Source organism: Stenotrophomonas sp. FW305-C-20-S1 (assembly GCF_058783335.1).
Genome location: NZ_JBYTEK010000067.1, coordinates 1 through 11,528 on the forward strand (window position 1 = coordinate 1; position 11,528 = coordinate 11,528).

General features: G+C 66.6%; 8 protein-coding genes. 4 read left to right on the forward strand and 4 right to left on the reverse strand.

Features of this window, described 5'->3' with window-relative positions; genetic code table 11:
• Positions 1–524 precede the first annotated feature (524 nt).
• Positions 525–2,132 (forward strand): SulP family inorganic anion transporter, encoded by a 1,608-nt coding sequence (locus AC3WTC_RS20165; RefSeq protein WP_032975155.1) that lies wholly within the window; start codon positions 525–527, stop codon positions 2,130–2,132.
• 59 nt (positions 2,133–2,191) lie between these two features.
• Here AC3WTC_RS20165 and AC3WTC_RS20170 read toward each other — a convergent pair whose 3' ends face one another.
• Entirely contained in the window at positions 2,192–2,902 is a 711-nt protein-coding gene (locus tag AC3WTC_RS20170; RefSeq protein ID WP_492712392.1) for a glutathione S-transferase, read from the reverse strand.
• Positions 2,903–3,051: 149 nt separating this feature from the next.
• Here AC3WTC_RS20170 and AC3WTC_RS20175 point away from each other — a divergent pair, with 149 nt between their 5' ends.
• Positions 3,052–3,867, forward strand: coding sequence for a DUF3014 domain-containing protein (locus tag AC3WTC_RS20175; protein ID WP_492712394.1), 816 nt, complete (start codon positions 3,052–3,054; stop codon positions 3,865–3,867).
• Positions 3,868–4,047: 180 nt separating this feature from the next.
• The gene (clpB, locus tag AC3WTC_RS20180) at positions 4,048–6,633 is read left to right on the forward strand and encodes an ATP-dependent chaperone ClpB (RefSeq protein ID WP_032975152.1); all 2,586 of its coding nucleotides are present in this window, start codon (positions 4,048–4,050) and stop codon (positions 6,631–6,633) included.
• An 84-nt stretch (positions 6,634–6,717) separates the two neighbouring features.
• Here clpB and AC3WTC_RS20185 read toward each other — a convergent pair whose 3' ends face one another.
• The 3 genes from AC3WTC_RS20185 to AC3WTC_RS20195 all read right to left on the reverse strand — a co-directional run bounded on the left by AC3WTC_RS20185 (position 6,718) and on the right by AC3WTC_RS20195 (position 9,680).
• Entirely contained in the window at positions 6,718–7,518 is an 801-nt protein-coding gene (locus tag AC3WTC_RS20185) for a MipA/OmpV family protein (protein ID WP_025874695.1), read from the reverse strand.
• Positions 7,519–7,659: 141 nt separating this feature from the next.
• Positions 7,660–8,949 (reverse strand): ATP-binding protein, encoded by a 1,290-nt coding sequence (locus AC3WTC_RS20190; protein WP_088100996.1) that lies wholly within the window; start codon positions 8,947–8,949, stop codon positions 7,660–7,662.
• The gene (locus AC3WTC_RS20195; RefSeq protein ID WP_099785172.1) at positions 8,946–9,680 is read right to left on the reverse strand and encodes a winged helix-turn-helix domain-containing protein; all 735 of its coding nucleotides are present in this window, start codon (positions 9,678–9,680) and stop codon (positions 8,946–8,948) included. Before AC3WTC_RS20195 ends, AC3WTC_RS20190 begins: the two co-directional genes overlap by 4 nt.
• A gap of 180 nt (positions 9,681–9,860) precedes the next feature.
• Between AC3WTC_RS20195 and AC3WTC_RS20200 the strand changes: the two genes are divergently transcribed.
• Positions 9,861–11,147 (forward strand): O-acetylhomoserine aminocarboxypropyltransferase/cysteine synthase family protein, encoded by a 1,287-nt coding sequence (locus AC3WTC_RS20200; protein ID WP_025874692.1) that lies wholly within the window; start codon positions 9,861–9,863, stop codon positions 11,145–11,147.
• Positions 11,148–11,528 lie beyond the last annotated feature (381 nt).

Below are 11,528 nucleotides of genomic sequence, written 5' to 3' on the forward strand. Positions count from 1 at the left end.
GCTTGGCCGCGGCATCCATGCCGCGGACACCCCCGCAACCGGACCCACCCCGCCTTCGACAGATTTCCGCGATCTGTTGGAATGGCATGGTCTGTTGCTCGTGGGGGGCGACCTTGGTCGACACGGTAAATCCACGCCATGCGTGGATGTCTGTCGGTAGTGCCGGCCGCTGGCCGGCAACCACGCAGATGCCTGCGGTCCGGCGCCTGAGAGCGCAGCGACCGGCTTCTGCTTTTGATCTTTTGATTCTCTTCCGTGGCTGGCGCCCGCAGGAAACTGTCCGTGGCCGGGCGGGTAGGCTGCGCAGGGGCGTGAGCCGCATGGATGCGGCGACCGAGCTTACATGGACGTACTTGCAGCGTCCCCTGCGCAGCCTACCCGCCCGGCCCACCCCCAGAACCTGCTTTCAGCGACCAACCACGAGGGGCTCCGCCGTTGGCTGGAACCCATCATTCCACTCGGGAATTGGCGCGCCGGCCCCGCTGGGCCTACCATCGGCGGTCCCCACCCCCACCGCCCCTTCCATGTCCGCTCCCGCTTCCACCGCGCCGCGCCGCTGGTTCGTCGCTGGCGACTTCAATGGCTTCTTCGGCCTGGTCGTTGACAACCTCTCCATCCTCGGCTTCATCGCCATGGCCCTGGTCGGGATGTTCCAGTTCCCCGCCGACGTGGTCTTCGGCCGCATGTTCCCCGGCACTGCCCTGGGCGTGCTGGTCGGCAACCTGCTGTACACCCTGATGGCACGGCGCCTGGCCGCGCGTACCGGGCGCGACGACGTCACCGCCATGCCGCTGGGCCTGGATGCGCCGACCAGCATCGGTATGGCGCTGCTGGTGCTGGGCCCGGCCTTCCTGGCCTTCAAGCAGCAGGGCCTGGACCCGCATGCCGCCGCCATCGCCACCTGGCAGCTGGGCATGGCCTCGCTGGTCATCATGGGCGTGCTCAAGCTGATCCTGTCCTTCTTCGGTGAAGCGGTGACCCGCGCGCTGCCGCGCGCTGCGCTGCTGGGTTCCATCGCGGGCATCGCACTGGTGCTGATGGGCCTGCTGCCCTTGCTGGAGACCCTGCGCTCGCCGCTGGTGGGCTTCACCACGCTGGGCCTGCTGCTGTACGTGCTGATCGCCAAGGGCAAGCTGCCGCTGCGCGGCCCCGGTGTGCTGCTGGCCTTCGTGTTCGGCACCGTGCTGTATTACGGGCTCGGCCTGGCCGGCCTGGGTGTGCCCGGCTTCCAGATTCCCGCCTGGGTGCCGCCGCAGGTGGTGCTACCGCTGCCGACGCTGGGCTTCATCGAGGGCCTGCCGACCGCGATGACCTACCTGCCGCTGCTGTTGCCGTTCGGCCTGCTGATGGTGGTCGGTGGCATCAACGTATCCGAAAGCGCGCGCGCGGCCGGCGATGACTACCGCACCCGCGACATACTGCTGGTGGAGGCAGTGGCCACGCTGGTCGCCGGCGTCTGCGGTGGCGTTGCGCAGACCACCCCGTACATCGGCCAGCCGGCCTACAAGCACATGGGCGCGCGCAGCGGCTACACGCTGCTGACCGGCCTGTTCGTCGGCATCGGCGGCATGCTCGGCATCATTTCCGGGCTGGTGCAGTGGCTGCCGCTGGCGGTACTGGCGCCGATCATCGTGTACGTGTCGATCGACATCACCACCCAGGCCTTCCAGGCCACCCCGCGCCAGCATGCCGGTGCGATGGTGCTGGGCTTCCTGCCGTCGGCGGCCTATCTGCTGGCGATCAAGGCGCCGGGCTGGATTCCGGCCGAGCAGATGGGCGCGCTGCTGACCCACGTCGATGGCCACGGCCTGCCGGAGCTGGCGGTGATCTTCGCGCTGGGCAACGGCTTCATCATCACTTCGATGCTGTGGATCGCCACCGTCGCAGCGATGGTCGATGGCCGTCTGCGCCGCGCCTGCGGCTTCCTGCTGGTGGCGGCGGTGCTCACCCTGTTCGGCCTGATCCATTCGGTGGATCCGCGCGGCGGCATCTACCTGCCGTGGGATCTGCAGGGCCTGGCCCGCGTCATCAGCTGGCAGTTCGCCGGTGCCTATGTGGCGCTGGCCATCCTGCTGGGGCTGCTGTCGCTGCAGAAGCAGGCGGTGAAGCCGCTGGCTGAAAACGCCCATTGACCGGTAGCGCCGGGCCATGCCCGGCGTTGGGTTGCGCTGCCGCCGGGCATGGCCCGGCGCTACTTCTCGCCATCCAGTTCCGGGTAATGCCGGAAGATGCCGTTGGTGTGGAAGGCAAGCCGCCGCTCCGAAGCGAGATAGGCGGCGATGCCGGGCCGTTGTTCCACCCGATCCTTCAGCGCGCGCAACAGTGGCAACGTCGGCCACAGCGCCTGCATGCGGCGTGGAAACATATAGTCCAGCCCGCTCAGCAACTGGAACAGCGACAGGTCCACGTAGGAGTGTTCGCGCAGCGGGTGGCGACCGCCATTGGCCTTCAGCACCTGCTCGAAATAGCCAAGGAATTTCGGCAGGCGCTCATCGCGCATCGCGGCCGCACGCGCCCTGGCCTCGGTCTTCTGGTCTTCGTAGTACTTCGACGCGGCGATCGGATGGTGGGTGTCGTGCACTTCGGCCACCAGATCGGCGATGGTCAGCTGCAACTGCAGCGCCTGCATGCGCCGCGAGGCGGCCTGCGGAACCAGATCCAGCGTCGGGCCGAGGAAATCGAGAATGGCCGCGACCTGTGCGATGACCTGTCGCCCCGCCTTCAGGAACGGTGGCGCGAAAGGTTGCGCACCTTCGCTGTGGCCATCGAGGAACGGCTGCATCACGGCGTCGCCGTGCACACGCGCCATGTCCACGTAATCGGCGCCGGCATCTTCCAGCGCCAGCCGCACGAATTCGCCACGGCCCTGGATGCCGGTCCAGTAGTACAGCGCGTACTGCATGAAGGCTTCTCCACCCAACAGGAACAGCAGGGTCGCGCGTACCGCGCAAAGCAGGCGTGAACCACAACGGCAGCGGAATGGCGGGGGAACCCCGCCGAATCATGGCAGTCACACCTTGTCCATGCAGGTGAAAAGCGAGGTTCTGCATCATGCAGAGTGGAAAAGCGGTCTGGCCCTGGGTTCTGGGCATGGTGGTGGTGGGCGGCGCGGGCACTTGGTTGTTCCGCGACCAGTTGCAGCACCTGGCAGATGGCGTAGCGGTGGCGGAGCAATCCGCGCCGACCTCGGCAGTCGCCACACCGAAGCCCGCTGCTACGCAGGAACCCGCGCCCTCTCCGATCAAGCATCCGCTGGATTCCGAGGCCGCCGCCGACCCGGCACTGCCGTCACTGGCCGACAGCGATGCCGCCGCCTGGAGCACATTGAGCGGACTGTTCAAAGGCGAGGGCGCGTTGACTGCGCTGCTGCGCGATCACCTGATCCAGCGCCTGGTCACCCAGGTCGACAACCTGGACAAGGCCAGTGTGCCGCCTACCGCGCTGGCCTTCCGGCCGCTACCGGGCAGCCTGCAGGTGGAGCCGGGCGAGGGCGGCGAACGCATCGCCGCGGCCAATGCAGCGCGCTATGCGCCCTATGTGCAGGCCTTCACTGCGCTCGACCCGGCGGCGGCGGCCCACGCGTACAAGCGCTTCTATCCATTGATCCAGCAGGCGTATGTCGATCTGGGCCGTCCCGACGGGTATTTCAATGATCGCCTGGTAACGGTGATCGACCACCTGCTGGACACCCCGGAGCTGGCCCAGGCGCCACCGCTGCAGCGCGATGAACGCGGCCGCTACCGCTTCGCCGATGCCACCCTGCAGTCGCGCTCGATCGGGCAGAAGGCCTTGCTGCGTATGGACGTGGCGCAGGTGCGGGCGGTCAAGCAGCAGCTGCGGGCGATCCGGGCCGCGATCACCCATTGAGGCCTCCAGCGTGCAGATCTGATCCGGATCAACGCGCCGACAACACCGCTTCCGGCATGCTGGCCACAGGCTGACTGGCCTTCGAATGCAGTCGCAGCCACCCTTGAAACGGGGTGGGGCAACCGCATCTTTCCAGCATCGCCGGCGCGGGCCGGCCAAGATGACCGATGAGGTTTCGCAATGCGGATGGACAAGCTCACCTCGCGTTTCCAGCAGGCGCTGGCAGACGCGCAGTCGCTGGCGGTAGGCCGCGACAACAGCATCATCGAACCGGTGCACGTGTTCAGTGCCCTGCTGGACCAGCAGGGTGGCAGCACCCGGCCGTTGCTGGCCCAGGCCGGCGTCAACGTGCCGGTGCTGCGCGAACGCCTGGACGAGGCGCTTGAAGCGCTGCCGAAGGTGTCCGGCCAGGCCGGCAACCTGTCGATCGGCAACGACCTCAACCGCCTGCTCAACCATACCGACAAGCTGGCCCAGCAGAACGGTGATGCCTTCATCGCCAGCGAGTGGTTCGTGCTGGCCGCACTGGAAGACGGCGGCACGCTGGGCATGGCGATGCGCGCTGCCGGTGCCGACAAGGCGCGCCTGCAGACCGCCATCGACAAACTGCGTGGTGGCGAGAACGTGCAGTCGGAGAACGCCGAAGAGCAGCGGCAGGCGCTGGAGAAATACACCATCGACCTGACCGCACGCGCCGAGAGCGGCAAGCTCGACCCGGTGATCGGTCGCGACGAAGAAATCCGCCGCACCATCCAGGTGCTGCAGCGCCGTACCAAGAACAATCCGGTGCTGATCGGCGAACCCGGCGTGGGCAAGACCGCGATCGTCGAAGGCCTGGCCCAGCGCATCATCAATGACGAAGTGCCTGAAGGCCTGCGCGGCAAGCGCGTGCTGTCGCTGGACATGGGCGCGCTGATCGCCGGCGCGAAGTTCCGCGGTGAATTCGAAGAACGCCTGAAGGGCGTGCTCAACGACCTGGCCAAGAGCGAAGGGCAGATCATCCTGTTCATCGACGAGCTGCACACCATGGTTGGCGCGGGCAAGGCCGACGGTGCGATGGATGCCGGCAACATGCTCAAGCCGGCACTCGCGCGCGGTGAACTGCACTGTGTCGGTGCGACCACGCTGGACGAGTACCGCAAGTACATCGAGAAGGATGCCGCGCTGGAGCGCCGCTTCCAGAAAGTCTTCGTGGGCGAGCCGACGGTGGAGGACACCATCGCGATCCTGCGCGGCCTGAAGGAAAAGTACGCGGTGCACCACGGGGTGGAGATCACCGACCCGGCCATCGTCGCTGCGGCCACCCTGTCCAACCGCTACATCACCGATCGCCAGCTGCCGGACAAGGCCATCGACCTGATGGACGAGGCCGCTTCACGGCTGCGCATGGAGATCGATTCCAAGCCGGAGGAACTGGACCGGCTGGAACGTCGCCTGATCCAGCTGAAGATCCAGCGCGAGATGCTGAAGAAGGAAAAGGACGACGCTTCGCGGCAGCGCCTGGCCGATCTGGAAAACGATATCGATGCGCTGGAGCGCGAGTTCTCCGATCTCAACGAAGTCTGGAAGTCGGAGAAGGCCGCGCTGCAGGGCACGACCAAGATCAAGGAACAGGTCGAGCAGGCCAAGGTTGAACTGGAGTCGGCCCAGCGCCGGCAGGATTTCGCGCGCATGAGCGAGATCCAGTATGGCGTGCTGCCGCAGCTGGAAAAGCAGCTGGCTGCCGCCCAGGAAGTGGAGAACCACGACTTCAAGCTGGTGCAGGACCGTGTCACCGACGAAGAGATCGCCGAGGTCGTCTCGCGCTGGACCGGCATCCCGGTCAACAAGATGCTCGAAGGCGAGCGTGACAAGCTGCTGCGCATGGAAGAGGTGCTGCACAACCGCGTGGTCGGCCAGGAAGAGGCGATCAAGGTGGTGTCCGACGCGGTGCGTCGTTCGCGCGCTGGCTTGTCCGATCCGAATCGACCGGGGGGATCGTTCCTGTTCCTGGGCCCGACCGGCGTGGGCAAGACCGAACTGTGCAAGTCGCTGGCCGAGTTCCTGTTCGACAGCGCCGACGCGATGATCCGCATCGACATGAGCGAGTTCATGGAGAAGCACAGCGTCGCACGCCTGATCGGTGCGCCCCCCGGCTACGTGGGCTATGAGGAAGGCGGTTACCTCACCGAGGCTGTGCGCCGTCGCCCGTATTCGCTGATCCTGCTGGACGAGGTGGAAAAGGCGCATCCGGATGTGTTCAACATCCTGCTGCAGGTACTGGACGACGGTCGCCTGACCGATGGCCAGGGCCGCACGGTGGACTTCCGCAATACCGTCATCGTGATGACCTCCAACCTGGGTTCGCACCAGATCCAGGACATGAGCGGCGATGACACGCCGGAGGCCTACACGCAGATGAAGGCGGCGGTGATGGGCGTGGTGCAGGCGCACTTCCGTCCGGAGTTCATCAACCGGTTGGATGACATCGTGGTGTTCCATCCGCTGGACAAGCAGCAGATCAAGCAGATCGCGCGCATCCAGATGCGTGGCCTGGAAAAGCGCCTGGCCGAGCGTGGCCTGAAGCTGGTGGTGTCCGATGCAGCGTTCGATCTGCTCGGCAACGTCGGCTTCGATCCGGTCTACGGCGCGCGTCCGCTGAAGCGTGCGATCCAGGCACAGCTGGAAAACCCGCTGGCGCAAAAGATCCTGTCCGGTGCGTTCGTCAACGGCGATACCATCGAAGTGGGCAACGACGGCGGCCATCTGGTGTTCGCCAAGGCCTGATGCGTGCAACGGGGCGCTGCATGATCGCAGCGCCCCGTCTCTTTGCCAGCGCGAACGTCGGTGTCCGGCGCTCGTCGGCCATGCTCAGAACCGGTGCGTATACCCGGTCATCAACCCGAACTGGTTTGCCTTCTGCACGATCGGGCTGTCGGCGGCGTCGCCGAGCAGGCGGGTGCCTTCCACGGCGATGTACCAGTTGCCGTTGCGACCAGCGCGATGGCTCCATTTCATGCCCAGCCCGGCGCTGACCAGGCCGGCCTTGGGCTTGTGCTGGGCGAAACCGGTACGTGCGGCCTGGTCGGGGCTGACGCCGTACCAGGTCTGCATATAGCCGCGGTTGCCGTAGTCGGTGGAGACGCTGCCGCTGACCACGCCACCAGCCAGATCGAACAGTGGCATCTCCAGGTTCAGGTGGATCTGCTGGGTGGCAAGGCCGTTGTCGCCCTTGTCGTCGTCTTTCAGCGTGTACTGCCAGGAACCACTCAACACCGCCTCACCCAGCGTATAGCCAGCCGCCAGGCCGACCAGGGGCCGGGTATCGATATCGCCCATGCCACGCAGGAAGTCCGAGCCGCCGAGGATCGAGTTCTTCTCGCGTCGGCTGCCGCTGCCGCCGACGTAGGCACGCACGCGGGTGTGTTCGCCGATCGCCGTGCCCCAACCCGCACCGCTGGTACCCAGAAACCAGCCGCCCGGCGAAGTCACGTCGAACGACAGCGTCGGTGCGGCCTGGAATTCCTCGCTGCCGCTATAGCGCGGTGCAACGCCGCCACCGGCGGCAAGCTCGAAGGTCCATTGATCCTCCTTGGCATGCGCTGTGGACGTTGCGAACAAGGGCAGCAGGGCCAGGCCGAGCAGGGTGGGGAAACGGCGACGGTGGGACATGGCAACTCTCTACAGTGGGAGGAAATGCAGTGCGCGCATCCGGCGCGTGCTGCTGGGTCGACAGCGTGGCGGGATGCCACCGACCAATCCGTCCGCAGTTGTGCGGGAGTTGTAAGCAACTGTAAGCGCGGCCCGTGGCGTTCAGCTGGCAGCCAGTGGCCAGTGCATTTCCAGGCGTGCACCGCCCAGGGTCGCGCGTCCCACGCGCAGCTCGCCGTGGTGACGAACCGCGATGCGCCCGGCGATGGCCAGGCCAAGACCAAAGCCGCCGGTGTCGCGGCTGCGGCTGTCATCCAGGCGGGTGAACGGGCGCAACACCTTCTCGCGATCGCCTTCGGCAATGCCGGGGCCATCGTCATCCACGCGCAGGCAGGCCTTGCCGGCCACGCTGACCAGTGACACCTCCACACGGGTGCGTGCATAGCGCATCGCGTTGCCGACCAGGTTGCTCAGGGCCAGCTGCAGCAGGCGTGGCTCGGCATCCACGCGTGGCAGCGCGCTGGGCCAGACCTGCAGCACCAGGCCCGCGCGCTCGGCATCGCGCCGTGCGTCTTCCATGCAGGCCTGCAGCCAGTCGTTCGCCTCGATCCGCTGCATGGGCTCGGCGTCGTTGGGATGCTCCAGACGCTCATAGGCCAGCAGTTCGCTGACCAACCGGTTGAGCTCGGCCAGATCACCATGCAGGCCGGCAGCGAGGTGTGCCCGCCGCGCCGGGTCGTTGCTGTCCTGCATCAGATCCAGGCCGAAGGCCAGGCGTGCGATCGGCGTGCGCAGCTCGTGGGAAATGGCATGGGTAAGATCGCGCTGCCGTTGCACCAGTTCGGCCACGCGCGCGGCCATGCGGTTGGAATGCTCGACGATGACCCGGATCTGCGAGCGTGGCGATACCTGCGCACGTGCCTGCAGGTCGCCGGCACCGATGCGATCGGCATGACCCCGCAGCGCTTCCAGGTCGCGCCACAGCAGGCGTACCCAGGCATACAGGCAGGCGCCGACCAGCAGCAGGATGCACAGGTAGGCGGCGGCGGTCATGTACAGGGTCATCTGCACCTCGCCGGGAAGGCGCAGCTGCAGCCAGCGTCCGTCAGCTGCCTCGATGGGCAGCAGCACCTGCTGGTAGCGCTCACGGACGATGAAGCCGTCCCCGCGCAGGGCACTGCGCTCTTCGTCATCGAGCACGGGCGGTGCATCCAGCAGTGACAGCGCAATGCCGTAATGCGGCTGCCACTGCAGCAGGCGCTGCTGTTGCTGCTGGCGGTCCAGGCCGGCCAGTCCGCTACGCAGCGCATACACCTGTCCGCGCACCTGTTCGACGAAGACTCGTTCCTGCAGGGGCGTGTAGATGCGGTCCAGCAGATGGTTGAGGCTGAACACCGACACCAGCAGGCAGCCGCCGGTGACGAACCACAACCACAGGAACAGGCGCTTCACGCCGACCAGGCCGAGGGGTTGAACTGGTAACCGCGGCCCCACACGGTCTTGATCCGGCGCGGTTCGCGCGCGTCGTCGCCCAGCTTGCGGCGCAGCTTGCCGATGCAGACATCCACGCTGCGGTCCAGGCCATCGAAACCGATGCCGCGCGCCGCCTGCAGGATCTGGTCGCGCGAGAGGATCTGCCCGGGCTGGCTGGCCAGCAGCCAGAGGATCTCGAATTCGGTGGTGCCCAGCTCTACGGGCTGCCCATGCAGGTGGACCTCGCGCTGCACGCGATCGATCAGCAGTTCGCCATGCATCAGCCTGCACGGCACCCCGACAGGGCCGCTGCCATGGCGACGGCGCAGCAGCGCACGCAGGCGCGCCAGCAGCAGGCGCGGCTCGATCGGCTTGTGCACATAGTCATCGGCACCGGACTCCAGGCCCAGCACCTGTTCGATATCGTCCTCGCACGCCGTCAGCATCAGGATCGGCACGTCGGAAAAACTGCGGATCTGCCGGCACACGTCGATGCCACCGAGGCCAGGCAGCATCAGGTCCAGCACCACCAGTTCCGGCGCGTGCTGGCGGCAGGCCGCGCTGGCCAGGTCGCCACGCGGCACGTGCTGCACGGCAAATCCATGTTCGCTCAGGTAGTCGCTGACCAGCTCGGCCAGGCGGCGGTCGTCCTCGACCAGCAGCACCTGGGTCGGGTTGCCGGCGGCGGGAGTCCACGGGGAGGGCTGCATCGGTAGGGCGTCCTTGTCCGGGGCAAAGGGCCCGGCGGCGAAGCCTAGCAATGGCCCATGACGACTGCCTGAATCCCGGGCAACCTGATAACCGCCGGTACTGGCGTCATCGCCAGGGGCTCTCAATGGCGGTCGATGGCTGGCCTATGGTGGGCGTTTCCCCGGATGGAGCCTGGCGCAATGAGCGATCCGCAGTGGCAACTGGAAACCCTGGCCGTGCACGGCGGCTACCGCCCCGACCCGACCACCCGCGCGGTGGCGGTGCCGATCTACCAGACCGTGGCCTACGCATTCGATGACACCCAGCACGGGGCGGACCTGTTCGACCTGAAGGTGCCGGGCAACATCTATACGCGCATCATGAACCCCACCACCGACGTGCTGGAGCAGCGCGTTGCGGCGCTGGAAGGGGGCATCGGCGCGTTGGCACTGGCTTCCGGGCAGGCCGCGATCACCTATGCGATCCAGACCATTGCCGAGGCCGGCGACAACATCGTCGCTGCCAGCGCGCTGTATGGCGGCAGCCTCAACCTGCTGGCGCACACGCTGCCGCAGTACGGCATCCAGGCGCGTTTCGCAGATCCGGCAGATCCGTCCGCGTTCGCCGCGCTGATCGATGAACGCACCAAGGCGGTGTTCGTCGAATCGATCGGCAACCCGCGCGGCAACGTCACCGACATCGCCGCCATCGCCGAGGTCGCGCATGCGGCCGGCGTGCCGTTGATCGTCGACAACACGGTGGCCACGCCATTCCTGCTGCGCCCGTTCGAACATGGCGCCGACATCGTGGTGCACTCGCTCACCAAGTACCTCGGTGGCCACGGCACCAGCCTGGGTGGGGCGATCGTCGATTCCGGCCGCTTCGACTGGACGGCACAGCCGCAACGCTTCGCCCGCTTGAACCAGCCCGATCCGAGCTATCACGGCGTGGTCTATACCGAAGCGCTCGGCGCGGCGGCCTACATCGGCCGTGCGCGGGTAGTGCCGTTGCGCAATACCGGCGCAGCGTTGTCACCGTTCAACGCCTTCCTGATCCTGCAGGGCATCGAGACCCTGGCGCTGCGCATGGAGCGGATCAACGCCAATGCGCTGGCTGTGGCGCAGTACCTGCGCGCGCATCCGAAGGTGGCGTGGGTGCGTTATGCCGGGCTGGCCGACGACCCCGAACACGCGGCGGCGCAGCGTTATCTGGGCGGCCATGGCTCCGGTGTGCTGACCTTCGGCCTGCCGGGTGGGCGCGTTGCCGGCGCCCGCTTCCTCGATGCCCTGAAACTGTTCACCCGGCTGGTGAACCTGGGCGATGCCAAGTCACTGGCCACCCACCCGGCCTCGACCACCCATCGCCAGCTGGATGCGGCCGAACTGGCCAGGGCCGGGGTCAGCGAGGACACCGTGCGGCTGTCGATTGGCATCGAGCACATCGGCGATCTGCGCGCGGACCTGGAACAGGCGTTGGCGGACGCCTGATACCTGCTGGCTTGGTCGTCATCGCCAGAGGCGATCACCACCACTGCAGGAAAGCGTTACGGTAGAGACGCTCTCCAAGGGCGTGGCGATATCATCCCCGGCCGATGCGGGTCGGCCGGGGATTTTTTTGGGCGCAGCCAACCCAGGTAGATCCACGCCGTGCGTGGATGCATTTCGATGCAATGTCGAAATGTTCGATTCCGATGGAGATCCATCCACTCATGGCGTGGATCTAGTGTGTCGACCAAGGTCGACACCTACCAACAGCAGCACCGAACGCCGTACCGACAGCTCGCTGAAATCCGTCGAAGGCGGGGTGGGTCCGGTTGCGGGGGCGTGAGCCGCATGGATGCGGCGACCGAGCTTACATGGACGTACTTG

Coding starts and splice junctions, on each gene's coding strand:
- AC3WTC_RS20175 (WP_492712394.1), top strand. CDS start 3,052: ATGCAGAGTGGAAAAGCGGTCTGGCCCTGGGTTCTGGGCATGGTGGTG.
- AC3WTC_RS20195 (WP_099785172.1), bottom strand. CDS start 9,680: ATGCAGCCCTCCCCGTGGACTCCCGCCGCCGGCAACCCGACCCAGGTG.
- clpB (WP_032975152.1), top strand. CDS start 4,048: ATGCGGATGGACAAGCTCACCTCGCGTTTCCAGCAGGCGCTGGCAGAC.
- AC3WTC_RS20200 (WP_025874692.1), top strand. CDS start 9,861: ATGAGCGATCCGCAGTGGCAACTGGAAACCCTGGCCGTGCACGGCGGC.
- AC3WTC_RS20185 (WP_025874695.1), bottom strand. CDS start 7,518: ATGTCCCACCGTCGCCGTTTCCCCACCCTGCTCGGCCTGGCCCTGCTG.
- AC3WTC_RS20170 (WP_492712392.1), bottom strand. CDS start 2,902: ATGCAGTACGCGCTGTACTACTGGACCGGCATCCAGGGCCGTGGCGAA.
- AC3WTC_RS20165 (WP_032975155.1), top strand. CDS start 525: ATGTCCGCTCCCGCTTCCACCGCGCCGCGCCGCTGGTTCGTCGCTGGC.